Genomic DNA, 14,258 nt, shown 5'->3' on the forward strand with positions numbered 1-14,258 from the left:
GCGCGCCGCCGGATTGCCGTGCCGACCTCTGTCTTGCCTGCGACACCCCCGATGCGCTCTGCAGTCTGCGTCCAGTGCGAGCGCCTGTGCTGATGGCGATCCGTCAGCTCCCCGAGATCCTGATCAACCAGATTGCTGCCGGCGAAGTCGTCGAGCGGCCTGCGTCGGTGGTCAAGGAACTGGTCGAAAACGCACTCGATGCTGGCGCCACCCGCGTGGATATCGAGCTGGAAGAGGGCGGCGTGCGGCTGATCCGTATCCGCGACAACGGTGGCGGCATCGCCCCCGACGAACTGCCGCTGGCGGTGTCGCGGCATGCCACCAGCAAGATCGCATCGCTGGACGATCTGGAGACCGTGGCCACGCTCGGATTCCGCGGCGAAGCCCTGCCGTCGATCGCCTCGGTCAGCCGTTTCACGCTGATCTCGCGGCGCCACGATGCCGAACATGGCTCCGCACTGGAGATCGATGGCGGGCGCCTGAGCGAGGTGATGCCACGCGCGCATGCGCCCGGCACCACGGTCGAAGTGCGCGAGCTGTTCTTCAACGTGCCGGCGCGGCGCAAGTTCCTGCGTGCCGAGCGCACCGAGCTGGGGCATATCGAAGAATGGCTGCGCTCGTTGGCGTTGGCGCGCCCGGACGTGGAATTGCGGGTCTCGCACAACGGCAAACCGTCGCGTCGCTACAAGCCGGGCGATCTGTATTCGGATGCGCGGCTGGGCGAAACCCTGGGCGAGGATTTCGCGCGGCAGGCCTTGCGCGTCGATCACAGTGGCGCCGGCCTGCGGCTGCATGGCTGGGTCGCGCAGCCGCATTACTCGCGCGCCAGTACCGACCAGCAGTATCTCTACGTCAATGGCCGCTCGGTGCGCGATCGCAGCGTCGCGCACGCGGTCAAGATGGCCTATGGCGATGTGCTGTTCCATGGTCGCCAGCCGGCCTACGTGCTGTTCCTGGAACTGGATCCGGCGCGCGTGGACGTCAACGTGCATCCGGCCAAGCACGAGGTGCGTTTCCGTGAGGCGCGGCTGATCCACGACTTTGTCTACCGCACCTTGCAGGACGCGCTGACGCATACGCGTGCCGGTGCGATGCCCAACAGCCTTGGCACCGAGGGCGCCAGCGACGCGGTTGCGGCGCCGGGCGGCATGCTCGACCGACCAAACTACGGAGGCGGAGGCGGAGGCGGAGGCGGTGGCGGCGGTGCCGGCTATGGTCAGTGGACGCCATCGCAGACTCCACTGGGGCTGCGCGTGGACGAGGCGCGTGCGGCCTACAGCGCGCTGTATGCGCCGCCGTCCAGTGGCGCGCAGCAGCAGTCTGCCACCTTGCCGGAGGGCGCCGGCATGGGCTTGCCGGCGACTGCCGCGGACAGTGGCGTGCCGCCGCTGGGGTATGCCGTCGCGCAGTTGCACGGCATCTACATCCTGGCCGAGAACGCCGAAGGCCTGATCGTGGTGGACATGCATGCCGCGCACGAACGCATCGGCTACGAGCGGCTGAAGAACGCGCACGACAGCATCGGCCTGCACGCACAACCGCTGCTGGTGCCGATGACGCTGGCGGTGGGCGAGCGCGAGGCCGACACCGCCGAGCGCGAGGCCGACACGCTGGCCAGCCTGGGCTTCGAGATCACTCGCGCCGGCCCGCAGTCGCTGCATGTGCGCAGCATTCCCGCGCTGCTTGCCAATGCCGACCCGGAGGCGTTGTTGCGCGATGTGCTCGGCGATCTGCGCGAGCATGGCCAGAGCCGGCGCATTGCCAGTGCGCGCGACGAACTGCTCTCCACGATGGCGTGCCACGGCGCGGTGCGCGCGAACCGGCGCCTGACCGTGCCGGAAATGAACGCACTGCTGCGCGACATGGAAGTCACCGAGCGCTCGGGCCAATGCAACCATGGCCGACCGACCTGGGCACGGTTTACGCTGGGAGAAATCGATCGCTGGTTCCTGAGGGGGCGCTGATGGCTGTATTGCACAAGGGGAACCGCTGGCTGCTCGGCATGCTGGTGTGTGCGGCGCTGGCCGGCTGCGGCAAGGATGCATCGCCACCGGCAGCGCCGGCCGCACTCGACAAGGCCTTCCTGGCCGACAACGCGGCCTGGCGCGAAGCGCGCCTGACCGAGTTGCGCGCGCCCGATGGCTGGACCAGCCTGGTCGGCCTGCACTGGCTGTCGCTGAAGGCGCATTACATCGGCAGCAGTGCCGATAGCGGCATCAGGCTGGCGGTCGGGCCACCCAAGATGGGCATGGTCGCGACCGAGGCCGATACGGTCTGGTTCGTGCCCGAGCGCGGCGCAGCATTGACCGTCGACGGCAAGCCGCTGACCGGCAGGATCCGCTTTCAGTCCGATCGCGACCCGCAGCCGACCTTCATCCATTTCGATGGCGGCAAGGGCGTGTTGAGCCTGATCCATCGCGGCGACCGCAACGCGCTGCGGGTCAAGCATGCCGACGCGCCATCGCGCAGCCACTTCGCCGGGCTGGACTACTGGCCGGTCGATCCGTCCTGGCGCATCAGTGCGCGCTATGTGCCCAATGATGTCGGCAAGACCATTCCGATCGTGGACATCGTCGGCATCAGCAGCGAACAGCCCAACGCCGGGGCAATCACCTTCGAGCGCGATGGCAAGGCGTATCGGCTGGAGACCATCGGCGAACCCGGGCGGCCGATGTTCGTGGTGTTCGCCGACCGCACCAGTGGGCACGGCAGCTATCCGGCCGGGCGCTTTCTCGACCTGGACGTGCCCGACGCCTCCGGGCATGTGGTCGTCGATTTCAACCGTGCCTACAACCCGCCGTGCGCGTTCACTCCGTTTGCGACCTGTCCGCTGCCGCCGCCGGAAAACCGCATCGACCTGGCGGTGTCGGCCGGCGAGAAGACCTACAAGGTGCCGCACTGACGTGGAGACCAACGTGGTGAAGGCAAGCATGCGCGCCCGGTTGATAGCCTGGTCCAGCAGTGCGGTCATCGCTCTGGCGTTATGGAGCGGGGCGGTCGCGCCGACCTGGGCGCGCGCCGGCAACGAGGCGCCGGCCGGTCCGCCGGTGCCGCTGTTGTGGAAGGTGGATGGCAAGGGCGGCACGCTGTATCTGCTGGGTTCGTTCCATGTGCTCAAGCCCAGTGATTACCCGTTGTCGCCGGATGTGATGCAGGCTTTCGCCAAGGCCGACCGGCTGGTGTTCGAACTGCCGCCCTCCGATGCGCAGTCGCCCGAGCTGGCCGGCCGCATGCTGCAGGCGGCGCGGCGCAGCGACGGGCGTCGCCTGCAGGACGCACTGGATCCGAAGACCTGGCAGGCGCTGACCACCTATGCCCGCAAACACGGGATGCCGGTGGACAGCTTGCAGACCCTGGAACCCTGGTTCGTGGCGCTGACGATCAGCCTGGCGGAGATGAGCCGGCAAGGCATGGACCCGAACGCCGGTCTGGATCATTACCTGATGGCGCAGGCACAGGCCGGTGGCAAACCGGCCGATGGGCTGGAGCGTGCCGAAGAGCAGATTGCCTTGCTCGATGGCATGTCGCCCACCGAACAGCATCAGCTGCTGGAGGAATCGCTGGACGATGCCGGCGGCAACGATCAGCTACGTCAGCTGCACGCGGCCTGGCGCAGTGGCGATGTGCGTACCCTGTCCACGCAGATGGCCGAAGAAATGCGGCAGCACTACCCGGCGCTGTACCAGGACATCAATGTCGAGCGCAATGCGCGCTGGGTGCCGCGGCTGGAGCAGCGGCTCGGCAAAGGCAGCGGGACCACGCTGGTGGTGGTCGGTGCGCTGCACCTGCTGGGAAGCGATGGCGTGGTGGAGCGTCTGCGCGCACGGGGCTATCACGTGGAGCGGATCTGCTCGGCCTGCGCGGGGCAGGCAAGCCGCTGATCGGTGGCGCCGCGGAGCGTGTCACGGCTCCCGGCGCCGCGCGTGGGTTACCCGCGGTTGCGGGCCTTGCCGGCGCTGCCGGCAGTGCCGTGCGTGCCGGTGCCCATCGGGCCGCTGCCCATGCCGCTGGCACCCGGCGGGGTCGGCGGCGTGCCGGGGCCGCCAGGACGGCCGAAGCCGGCACCAAAGTTGCGCTGGAACTCCTGCCACAACTCCAGGTTGCGCTCGGTCAGCTGGTTCATCATCGCCCACGGGGTCTGCCCGAGCAGGTTACCCATCTGTTGGCGGAACTGCTGCTGCTGATCCAGGAACACCTGCATGCTGCGCTCCAGGTAGTTGCCCATGAAGCCCTGCAGCGAGTCGCCGTAGAAACGGATGATCTGACTCAGCAACTGGGTCGACAGCATCGGCTCGCCGTCCTGCTCGCGGTCGGCAATGATCTGCAGCAAGACTGCGCGGCTGAGGTCTTCGCCGCTCTTGGCGTCGCGTACCTCGAATTCTTCGCCGTCGATGATGAGCTGACGCACATCCTCGATGGTGATGTAGCTGGAAATTTCCGTGTCGTAGAGACGGCGATTGGGATACTTCTTGATGATGCGAAGTCCGGCCATGGAACGTTCACTCACAACGATAGTGCGCGCAGGATGGCGCACCGCAGCAGCCCTTGCAACCGCCACAAGGCCTTATTTTCTTAAGTAGACACATAAAAAATGTTGCGCAGCATGATTTTCAAGGGTTTTTATGCTGCATCGCAAAGTTGCAGCAAAGCTCACCAGCCCATGTGGTGGCCGCCGTTGATATCCAGGTTGGAGCCGGTGATCCAGGCGGCCTCTTCCGCGACCAGGAATGCGACCGCATAGGCGATTTCTTCCGGCCGGCCCAGGCGGCCGGTGGGGATGTCGGCAACGATCTTGGCGCGCACCTCTTCAGGGACCGCCATCACCATGTCGGTGGCCACATACCCCGGCGACACGGTATTGACGGTCACTCCGAACGCGGCATTTTCGCGTGCCAGGGAAATGGTGAAGCCATGCATGCCGGCCTTGGCGGCCGCGTAATTGGCCTGCCCGTACTGGCCCTTCAGACCATTGATCGAACTGATCTGGATCACCCGTCCCCAGCCGCGCTGGCGCATGCCCTCGATCACCGGGCGGGTGACGTTGAACACCGAGTTGAGATTGGTGTTGATGACGTCATGCCATTGCTCGGCAGTCATGCGATGGAAGGTGGTGTCGCGGGTGATGCCGGCGTTGTTGACCAGTATTTCGATCGGCCCCAGCGCTGCCTGGACGTCCTCGACCAGGCTGCGCGCATGTTCGGAGGACGCCACATCTCCTCGGAACAGGGCGATATCGTAGCCCTGGGTCTGCATGCGCTGCTGCCACGCCTGGGCTTTTTCGGCATTGCGGAAGTTGCTGGCCACCCGGTGGCCCTGGTCGGCCAGGCGCTTGCAGATGGCGGTGCCGATACCGCCGGTGCCGCCGGTGACCAATACGACGCGAGATGTCATGACGACTCCAATGGACAGGTAAGACTGGGGGCGGGCGGGGCACAGGCGCGCTGCCTGGCCCGACGCCAGTGCCGGGGCGCAATTCTAGTCACGCCGGGGCTGCGATGCGCGTCCGTCCGCGTCCAGATGCAGGTGCCGGGGCAACCGCTGTGGCGAAAAATGCTGCACCGCATGCTGCAGCAAGGTGTCCAGCGCCGCCCGGCGCGGCAAGGCTGCCGGCTGCTGTCCCAGCACGGCCCAGGCTGCGTGCAGGGCCGGTTGCGGATCGGCATCGTCCAGCGCGGGCGCAGCGTGCGACTTGGACAGCTTGCGGCCGGTGTGATCCAGGATCAGCGGCAGGTGCAGGTAGCGCGGTTGCGGCAGGCCCAGCGCGCGCTGCAGCAACAACTGGCGCGGGGTGGAGTCCAGCAGGTCGGCGCCGCGCACGACATCGGTGATGGCCTGCGCGGCATCGTCGACCACCACCGCCAGCTGGTAAGCCCAGTAGCCATCGGCGCGGCGCAGCACCACGTCGCCGACCTCGGCATGCACGTCCTGCACCACATGGCCCTGCAGCGCGTCGTCGAAGCCGACCGGCGGCTGTGGCGGCACCCGCAGGCGCACCGCGCGGCGGGCGCCCAGTGGCGCCACGCAGGCGTGGTGGATGCCGCCCATGCCGGCAAGGTCGGCCCGGCTGCAGCTGCATTCGAACGCCAGTCCCGCCTCCAGCAAGGTGGTGACGGCGGCGTCGTACTGTGCGTGGCGCTCGGATTGATACAGCACCGGCAAGTCCGAGTGCAGGCCGAAGGCGGCCAGCGTGCGCAGTTGGCGTGCGGAGGCGCCGGGTTCGGCACGCGGTGGATCGATGTCTTCGATGCGCACACACCACTGACCGCCGGCATGCCGCGCCAGCAGCCAGCTGCCGAATGCCGCTAGCAGGGAGCCGAAGTGCAGCGGGCCGGTCGGGGAGGGTGCGAAGCGGCCGCGGTAGGGGAGAGCTGGCATGATCGGCTGAATCGTCGGTCAGGTGATCGCTTGATTTCAAGCGCTGACGACCGCAGATCCGCTGCAGTCCATCCTGCTCGCGTGGAGTCGTCGCACCATGTTCAACCGCATTTTCCTGTTCCTGCTGACCAATTTTGCGGTGCTGATGCTGGCCGGCATCGTGATGTCGGTGCTGGGCGTCAATCCCGCGCAGATGAGCGGCCTGCTGGTGATGGCGGCCGTGTTCGGGTTCGGCGGCTCGTTCATCTCGTTGCTGCTGTCCAAGTTCATGGCCAAGCGCAGCACCGGCGCGCAGGTGATCAGCGAGCCGCGCACGCCAACCGAGCGCTGGCTGCTGGCGACGGTGCGGCGCCAGGCCGAGGCGGCCGGCATCGGCATGCCGGAAGTGGCGGTCTACGACGGCCCGGAGATCAATGCCTTCGCCACCGGCGCCAACCGCAACAACGCGCTGGTGGCGGTGTCCACCGGGCTGCTGCAGAACATGAGCCAGGACGAGGCCGAGGCGGTGCTGGGCCATGAAATCGCGCATGTCGCCAATGGCGACATGGTCACCATGGCCTTGCTGCAGGGCGTGCTCAATACCTTCGTGATCGTGCTGGCGCGCGTGGTCGGCGGCGTCATCGACAGCGCCATGTCGGGCAACCGCGACGGTGGCCGCGGCTTTGCCTACTTCATCATCGTGTTCGTGCTGGAGATGGTGTTCGGCCTGTTCGCGACGATGATCGCGATGTGGTTCTCGCGGCGCCGCGAATTCCGCGCCGATGCCGGTGGCGCGCAACTGGCGGGCCGCGGCAAGATGATCGCCGCGTTGGAGCGCCTGTCGCTCAACCATGGCCAGAACAGCCTGCCTTCGCAGGTGCAGGCGTTCGGCATTTCCGGCGGTGGTGGCGATGGGTTGCGCCGGCTGTTTCTGAGCCACCCGCCGCTGTCCGAGCGTATCGCCGCGCTGCGCGCCGCCAACGGTGCGGCGATGTAAGACAGTAGCGCCAACCGATGCGTGCCGTCCAACAAAAAACCCGCGTCCTGCGGGTTTTTTGTTGGCTGGAGCGCGGCGGCAGTGATGCGCTACGGCTGCAGGTCTCAGCCGAACTCGTAGTTCATCAATGGCCCGGTCGGGGCGACGAAATCGCCTTGCACATAGTCCACCCCGGCGCTGAAAAAGGTGCTCATCGACTGCGCATCGGCCACGAACTCGGCCACGGTGAGGATGCCGGCCGGTTGCGCGCGCGAGGTGATCTCGCGGATCTTCTCCTGGCTTTCGCGCGCCGAGGCCACTTCGCCGGTGATGCCGCGATCGAGCTTGAGAAAGGCCGGCTGGAAATGCGCCAGCAGCTGGAACGAGTCCAGGCCCGAGCCGAACTGTTCCAACCCGACCTTGCAGCCCATCGCCGACACCGCCGCCAGGAACTGCTGGGCATTGCGTAGATGGGTGAACACCTTCGATTCCGGCGTCTGCAGCCACAGCCGTTCGCCCGGCACGCCGTACACGGCCAGCTGCTCGCGGATGATGTCGATCATCTGCGGATCGGAGAACGAGTTGGGCCCGATGCGTACCAGCAGGTGCGTCCTGTGTCCTGCACGTTGCCGCTCGCCGAGCTGGCGGATCGCGCGTGCCACCACCCAGCGGTCGATCTCGGTGATCAGATCGTGTTCTTCGGCGATCGCCATGAAGGCGTTCGGCGACATCATCTCGCCGTTGCGCTCCAGCCGCAGGAAGGCCTGGTACAGCTCCAGCGGCTCGCCCTGCAGGTTGAGCACCGGCTGGTAATGCAGCAGGAAGCCGTCGCCGACCAGCGCCTCGCGCAGTTGCTGCACCCAGCGCTCGATGCGTTCCTCTTCAGCCCGGTCGGCTGCTGCCGGGTCGTAGATGCTGACCGCATTGCCGCCGAGCTCGGCGGTGGTGCGCACTGCCTCGGTGCCACGGTTGAGCACCTGGCCGATGCTGGCGATCTTCTCGCCGATCTGCACGCCGCCGATGCTCACCGTCACCGTGGCCGAACGCGCGCCGATGCTGAAGACGTGCTGCGCGAAGGCGTCGCGTACCAGCTCCGCCAGTGCATGCGTGCGCGCGTAATTGCCGTCCATCAACAACGCAAAGCTGTGCTCGCCGAAACGTGCGGCGACCACGCTGTCATCGCTCACGCTGGCCACGTGGGCGGCCAGCGCGGCGATCAGCGCATCGGCCGAATCCAGGCCGATCTCGGGCAGCAGGCGCGCATAGTGGTCGGGCTCGATCAACAGGAAGCCGGACTGGCCTTCGCTGCGGCCGGCGCGCGCCACCGCCTGTTCCAGCGCCACCATGAAGGTGGGGCGGTTGAGCAGGCCGGTGACCTGGTCGCGCTGGCGCAGGTCCTCGACCTCGCGCGCCAGCTCCGGGTCGAATTCCTCGCGACGGCGGAACACCACCTGGATGCACGGCTCGCCTTCGTAGGTCGCGGTGGCGAACTCCATCGTCGCCGGGAAGGTGTCGCCTTCGAGCCGGCGCGCGTCGACCTTGTACTGCGCCGGCGGCGGCTCGCCCTTGGACATGGCCTTGAGCAGCTGCTTGAAATCGTCGACGTACTGGGCGGCAATCATGTCCAGCAGCGACACACCTTCGACATCGTCGAACGACTCGAAGCCGAACATGTCCAGATACGCCTCGTTGGCGCGGATGTGCATGCCTTCGTGCACGTAGGCGATCGGGTCGCGCGAGGAGGCGATCAGGGCGTCGCAGCGCCGCTCGGTCTCGCGCATCTGTGCCTCGATGCGGCGCAGGCCACGGCGTGCCTGCAGGTCAGCCCATTCCGAGCGCACCAGCGACAGCAGGTGTTCGGGGCGATGACGCAGCGCGATGGCGCGAATGCCATGTGCCGCGGCCTCGACCAGCGCGTTTTCCTCGATCCGCTCGGCCAGCAGGATGATCGGAATATCCTTGCCGCTGCCGGCGATCTGCTGCCGCAACGCGCTCATCGGGATCTGCAGCGCCTGCCCGTGCAGGGCCAGGTCGATCTGTCCCGACAGCATGCTGGCGAGCTCTTCCGGTGTCTGCGGACGCGACGGACGCACTGCGATGCCGCCGTTGCGCAGCGCGGTCACGATCGCCTCCGCGCTTTCGACACTGTCGTCGACGATCATCAGGCGGAGGGTGAGATCTTTGCCTTTTTGCATGCGCGTTTCCCTAGCGACGGGCTTTAATACACGAAGGAACTCGGCTGCGTCCATGTCTGTGGACACGGCCGCATCCGGGGTGAGACTCAGGCCACGTTTCCATGTGTCGAAGCCGACCTCAGGCGACGCTTCCGGCGGCATGGCCGGATGCCCATGCCCACTGAAAGTTGTAGCCGCCCAACCAGCCGGTCACATCCAGCACCTCGCCGACGAAGTACAGGCCGGCCACCAGCCGAGACTCCATGCTCGCACTGGAGACCTGGTTGGTATCGACACCTCCCAGCGTTACTTCAGCGGTGCGATAGCCCTCGGTTCCACTGGCGATCAGCGGGAAGGCGGCCAGCAGGTCGGCTGCGGCCTGCAACTGCGGTGGGTCGAGCTGGCGGACCGGCTTGTCCGGCAACCACACTTCGCACAGGCGCTGGGCGAACCGCCGCGGCAGCACGTCGGCCAGCACGTTGCGCAGTTCGGTGGCGCCACGCTGATTTTTCTGGTCGCGCAGCCAGGCCGCGGCATCCTGGCCGGGCAGCAGGTCCAGGCGCAGGTCGTCGCCGGGCTGCCAGTACGAGGAGATCTGCAGGATGGCCGGGCCGCTGACGCCGCGGTGGGTGACCAGCATGAAGTTGCGGAAGCTGACCCCGTTGCACTGCGCCTGGACCGGTAGCGCCAGCCCGGACAGGTCCTGCAGCCGTTCCTGGTGCTTGCCGCTCAGGGTCAGCGGCACCAGCCCGGCACGCGTCGGCAACAGGGTGTGGCCGAACTGCTGGGCCAGCGTGTAGCCGAAGCCGCTGGCGCCCATGCTCGGAATCGACAGCCCGCCGGTCGCCACGATCAGCGACTGCGCCTGCACGCGTCCCTGGCTGGTCTCCACGCTGAAGCCGTCGCTGCCGCGCTGCACCGATTGCACCTTGCAGTCGGTACGCACCTGCACGCCCGCCGCCTCGCACTCGTCCAGCAGCATGCGCACGATCTGCTTGGACGAGATGTCGCAGAACAGCTGGCCCAGCTCTTTCTCGTGATAGGCAATGCCGTGGCGCTCGACCATCTCCACGAAATCCAGCGGGCTGTAGCGGGCGAGGGCGGACTTGCAGAAGTGGCGGTTGGCCGAGAGGAAGTTGCCCGGCGTGGTGCCGGTATTGGTGAAGTTGCAGCGGCCGCCACCGGACATCAGGATCTTCTTGCCGACCTTGTTGGCATGGTCGATCACCAGCACCTGGCGGCCGCGCCGGCCCGCAGTGAAGGCACTCATCAGTCCGGCCGCGCCGGCACCGATGACCAGCACGTCGCAACGCATGTTCATTCGGCCGGGGCTTGCCGCACCATCGGGGTCAGTGTGACGCTGCCGTGGTCGGCCAGCATCTGCACCTCGCCGTCCTGGATGATCACGTCGAAGCGCATGCCGCGCTGGATCAGCGCGCCCAGCGCCTCGGTGGCCTGCGAGTCCAGCTCGATCACGCGCAGGTTGCGCTGGCGGCTAAGCGCGTTGGCCTGCTTCTTCCACCAGGTTTCGGTGGCCTGGCCGCCATAGCCGATCACCACCGCCTCGCGCGACCGATTGCAGGCCTTGCGCACCCGGCTTTCGTCCGGCTGGCCAAGGTCGATCCACAGGTCCGGGTCGCCGGTGTAGTCGCGCCGCCACAGGTCGGGTTCGTCCTCGTTGCTGAGGCCGCGACCGAATTCCAGGCGGTCGTCGGCGAACAGCGCGAACGCCAGCAGCCGCACCATCAGGCGCTCGTCGGTTTCGGAGGGGTGCTGGGCCAGGGTCAACGAATGGTTGGCGTAGTAGCCACGGTCCATGTCGCTGATCTGGAGTTCCGCCCTGCGGACGGTGGCGGTAAGGGCCATCAGGATGCCGGTTGCAAAGGGCACTTATGATACGCCCCCGTTGCAATGCCGGCGTGTTGCGGTCAGCGCCGCGCCATCTCGGCCAGCCAACGGTCCAGCTGGGCGGCAAATGCCTGGCGGTCGCGCGGGTGCAGGGCCGCCGGTCCACCGGTGACCACGCCGGCACCGCGCAGTTGCTCCAGAAAGCTGCGGACCGACAGGCGCTCGTTGATGCTGTCGCGGGTAAACGGTTCGCCACGCGGGCTGACGGCGGCCGCTCCCGCCTCCAGTACGCGAGCGGCCAGCGGAATGTCCTGGGTGACGACCAGGTCGCCTGCGGCCACCCGTGCGGCAATGGCATCGTCGGCCGCGTCCGCGCCTCCAGGCACCTGCAGCGCTCGCACGTGGGCCAGGCGAGGGGTGGGCAGGAAATGATTGGCGACCAGCGTCACCGCCGTGCCGGTACGTGCGGCGGCGCGGAAAAGGATGTCGCGGATGACTGCGGGGCAGGCATCGGCATCGACCCAGATATGCGGGCGGGACGGCAGGGGAGGCGTATTCATGTGCTGAAATCGAGAGGGAAGGGGCCTGACAGGTGGTCGGATTCGGCCTGACAGTAAAAAATTTGACGCAAGGTGTCGCTTTTTGCTGGGAACGCGAGTACTGTGCACGCACTGTGTTTGCAAGGGTCACCGTGAATCGTGGCCTGATGCAGCCGGATCGTTACAGATCTCGCTTCATCGTTCCGCTTTACCAACGCCTGCAACTCAGTCTCAGCTCCGGCTTTTCGGACGCTGCGATTTATCCATCTATAGTTCAGGAGTTTGTAAATGTCAGATCGTCAGAGCGGTACCGTGAAGTGGTTCAACGATGCCAAGGGCTTCGGCTTCATCACCCCGGAAAGCGGCCCGGACCTGTTCGTGCACTTCCGTGCCATCCAGGGCACCGGCTTCAAGTCGCTGCAGGAAGGCCAGAAGGTGACCTTCGTCGCCGTGCAGGGCCAGAAGGGCATGCAGGCTGACCAGGTGCAGGCGGTCTAATCCGTCTGCAACCGTAAGGTTGCCAAAAACGTCGGTTGCGCAAGCGACCGGCGTTTTTTATTGGGCGCGGTTTGATCAGTGCAATAGAGAGTGCGGGCGGTTCGAACCGCCCAGGTGAGCGCAGCGACGACACGCCAATCGGTAGCATGTGCGTTTTCCGCGTGCAGCCTCTTCCATGATCACTGTCCACCATCTCAACAATTCCCGTTCCCAGCGCGTGCTGTGGCTGCTGGAGGAACTGGCGCTGCCGTACCAGATCGTGCGGCATGAGCGCGATCCCAAGACCATGCTGGCGCCGGCGGCATTGCGTGCCATCCATCCGCTCGGCAAGTCGCCGGTGGTTGTCGACGGCGAGCTGACCGTGGCCGAGTCCGGCGCGATCCTGGAGTTCCTGACCGAACGCTACGACACCGAATGCGCGCTGTCGCCGCCGCCGCGTCCGCTGGAGTCGCCGGAGCGCCTGAAGTTCCGGTACTGGATGCATTACGCCGAAGGCTCGGCAATGCCGCCGCTGCTGATGACACTGATCTTCGGGCGGATTCGCAGTGCGCCGATGCCGTTCTTCGCCAAGCCGATCGCACGTGCGATCGTGGACAAGGCCATGTCCGGCTTCGTCGGTCCGCAGCTCAAGCTGCATCTGGACTGGATGGAGCAGTCGCTGCAGGCAAGCGAATGGTTTGCCGGTGAGCGTTTCACTGCAGCCGACATCCAGATGAGCTTCCCGGTACAGGCCGCCGCTGCACGTGGCGGCGGGCTGGAGAGCTATCCGCGCCTGCGCGCGTTTCTCGCGCGTATCGAAGCGCGCCCGGCGTACCAGGCCGCGCTGAAGAAGGGCGGCCCATTCGAGCTGATGGGACGCAAGCCCGCCGAGTGACGTTGCGGTATGCGCGCAGGGAAGCCGCAGGTCACCGTGCCTTGACGGTGTCCTGCCAGGGTTTGGCGAATCCCCAATCCCGACTCCCCAATCCCATACCGCCCAATCAAGGCGCCCGACATTGCCGCAGGAACTGCAGCGTGTCGCGCAGCACGGGCGAGCGCTCGGGCGGTTTGCGCAGCGCCAGCACGATGCCGAGATGGCCCATGCCCGGGTAGACCTTCAACTCGGCCGTGCCGCCCTTGCGTTGCAGGGCGTGCTGCAACGAGGTGCTGTTCTGCAGCTCGACCACGCGATCGGCATCGCCGTGCAGCAGCAGCATCGGCGGTTCGTCGCCGCCGACGTAGCGCACCGGCTGCGATTGCTGTTGCGCGGCCGGTGCCTCGCCGAAGATCTCGATCAGCTCCGGGTCGGTCAGCGGCAGGAAGTCGTAGGGCCCGGCCAGACCCACCACCCCGCACAGTTGCCGGGGTTGCAGGCCTTGCACCTGCAGCCAGCGCGCGTCGGTACCCAGCAGCGCGGCCATATGCGCGCCTGCAGAGTGGCCCATCACCGCCAGGCGCGTCGGGTCGCCACCGTAGTCGTGCGCATGCCGATAGCTCCAGGCGGTGGCGCCGGCAGCGTCGGACATGAAGCCCTGCAGGCCGACCTGCGGATACTTGCGGTAGTCGGCCACCATTGCCACCACGCCCTGGCGCGCGAGCGCGCGTCCGACCCAGCGATAGTTGGCGCGCGTCCCGCGCTTCCAGGTGCCGCCATAGAAGAACACAACCACCGGGGCATCCACCGCGCCGCGCGGCTGGTAGACGTCCAGGGCCAGACCATGCGCCGGATCGAACACCTGGTCGCGGTGCTCGACAATGCCGTCGCGGCTGGAGGCGGCGTTGATGCCACCAAAGAACACGCTGCTGCAGGCGGTCAGTGTCAGCGAGCCGAGCAGCAGCAGGGCGGGGCGAAACCAGCGGGAAGTGCGCGAGGGCATGGGCGATGTCATG

14 protein-coding genes are annotated in these 14,258 nt (G+C 66.8%); 6 read left to right on the forward strand and 8 right to left on the reverse strand.

Going from position 1 to position 14,258, the window contains the following annotated elements; genetic code table 11:
- The first annotated feature begins 92 nt into the window (after positions 1-92).
- Genes mutL through DYQ94_RS11385 form a run of 3 tightly spaced genes read left to right on the forward strand, consistent with a single transcriptional unit; the run spans position 93 to position 3,881 of the window.
- Positions 93-1,964 carry a DNA mismatch repair endonuclease MutL gene (mutL, locus tag DYQ94_RS11375; RefSeq protein ID WP_160954590.1) on the forward strand — a complete coding sequence of 624 codons (1,872 nt, stop codon included), beginning with the start codon at positions 93-95 and terminating at the stop codon, positions 1,962-1,964.
- Positions 1,964-2,902, forward strand: a complete 939-nt coding sequence (locus DYQ94_RS11380; RefSeq protein ID WP_160954564.1) for a DUF1684 domain-containing protein — start codon at positions 1,964-1,966, stop codon at positions 2,900-2,902. The genes mutL and DYQ94_RS11380 overlap by 1 nt, the downstream gene beginning before the upstream one ends.
- A 28-nt stretch (positions 2,903-2,930) precedes the next feature.
- Positions 2,931-3,881 (forward strand): TraB/GumN family protein, encoded by a 951-nt coding sequence (locus tag DYQ94_RS11385; protein ID WP_160954563.1) that lies wholly within the window; start codon positions 2,931-2,933, stop codon positions 3,879-3,881.
- A gap of 47 nt (positions 3,882-3,928) precedes the next feature.
- Here the strand turns inward: DYQ94_RS11385 and phaR are convergent, their stop codons facing one another.
- The 3 genes from phaR to gluQRS all read right to left on the reverse strand — a co-directional run bounded on the left by phaR (position 3,929) and on the right by gluQRS (position 6,375).
- A complete protein-coding gene (phaR, locus tag DYQ94_RS11390; RefSeq protein WP_024939296.1) occupies positions 3,929-4,492 on the reverse strand; it encodes a polyhydroxyalkanoate synthesis repressor PhaR in 564 nt (187 codons plus the stop codon).
- A gap of 158 nt (positions 4,493-4,650) precedes the next feature.
- On the reverse strand, positions 4,651-5,391 hold the full coding sequence (locus tag DYQ94_RS11395; protein WP_024939297.1) for a beta-ketoacyl-ACP reductase: 741 nt from the start codon (positions 5,389-5,391) through the stop codon (positions 4,651-4,653).
- 84 nt (positions 5,392-5,475) lie between these two features.
- Positions 5,476-6,375 carry a tRNA glutamyl-Q(34) synthetase GluQRS gene (gene gluQRS / locus DYQ94_RS11400; RefSeq protein ID WP_160954562.1) on the reverse strand — a complete coding sequence of 300 codons (900 nt, stop codon included), beginning with the start codon at positions 6,373-6,375 and terminating at the stop codon, positions 5,476-5,478.
- 97 nt (positions 6,376-6,472) lie between these two features.
- On the opposite strand from gluQRS, the gene htpX reads away from it, so the two are divergent.
- On the forward strand, positions 6,473-7,351 hold the full coding sequence (htpX, locus tag DYQ94_RS11405) for a protease HtpX (protein ID WP_160954561.1): 879 nt from the start codon (positions 6,473-6,475) through the stop codon (positions 7,349-7,351).
- A gap of 104 nt (positions 7,352-7,455) precedes the next feature.
- Here htpX and DYQ94_RS11410 read toward each other — a convergent pair whose 3' ends face one another.
- From DYQ94_RS11410 to DYQ94_RS11425, 4 genes are all read right to left on the reverse strand, one after another.
- A complete protein-coding gene (locus tag DYQ94_RS11410; RefSeq protein WP_046343058.1) occupies positions 7,456-9,525 on the reverse strand; it encodes a GGDEF/EAL domain-containing response regulator in 2,070 nt (689 codons plus the stop codon).
- 118 nt (positions 9,526-9,643) lie between these two features.
- On the reverse strand, positions 9,644-10,825 hold the full coding sequence (locus tag DYQ94_RS11415; RefSeq protein ID WP_160954560.1) for a BaiN/RdsA family NAD(P)/FAD-dependent oxidoreductase: 1,182 nt from the start codon (positions 10,823-10,825) through the stop codon (positions 9,644-9,646).
- Positions 10,822-11,370 (reverse strand): YaeQ family protein, encoded by a 549-nt coding sequence (locus tag DYQ94_RS11420; protein ID WP_024939301.1) that lies wholly within the window; start codon positions 11,368-11,370, stop codon positions 10,822-10,824. The genes DYQ94_RS11415 and DYQ94_RS11420 overlap by 4 nt, the downstream gene beginning before the upstream one ends.
- A 62-nt stretch (positions 11,371-11,432) precedes the next feature.
- Positions 11,433-11,912 carry a YaiI/YqxD family protein gene (locus DYQ94_RS11425; RefSeq protein WP_160954559.1) on the reverse strand — a complete coding sequence of 160 codons (480 nt, stop codon included), beginning with the start codon at positions 11,910-11,912 and terminating at the stop codon, positions 11,433-11,435.
- Between the two features lie 267 nt (positions 11,913-12,179).
- On the opposite strand from DYQ94_RS11425, the gene DYQ94_RS11430 reads away from it, so the two are divergent.
- The gene (locus DYQ94_RS11430; protein ID WP_006451993.1) at positions 12,180-12,389 is read left to right on the forward strand and encodes a cold-shock protein; all 210 of its coding nucleotides are present in this window, start codon (positions 12,180-12,182) and stop codon (positions 12,387-12,389) included.
- A gap of 175 nt (positions 12,390-12,564) precedes the next feature.
- Entirely contained in the window at positions 12,565-13,263 is a 699-nt protein-coding gene (locus DYQ94_RS11435; protein WP_024939303.1) for a glutathione S-transferase, read from the forward strand.
- A gap of 106 nt (positions 13,264-13,369) precedes the next feature.
- Here the strand turns inward: DYQ94_RS11435 and DYQ94_RS11440 are convergent, their stop codons facing one another.
- The gene (locus tag DYQ94_RS11440) at positions 13,370-14,245 is read right to left on the reverse strand and encodes an alpha/beta hydrolase (protein ID WP_160954558.1); all 876 of its coding nucleotides are present in this window, start codon (positions 14,243-14,245) and stop codon (positions 13,370-13,372) included.
- Positions 14,246-14,258: the final 13 nt, after the last annotated feature.

Source organism: Xanthomonas sp. LMG 8993, from assembly GCF_009835065.2.
GTDB classification, from domain to species: domain Bacteria; phylum Pseudomonadota; class Gammaproteobacteria; order Xanthomonadales; family Xanthomonadaceae; genus Xanthomonas; species Xanthomonas arboricola.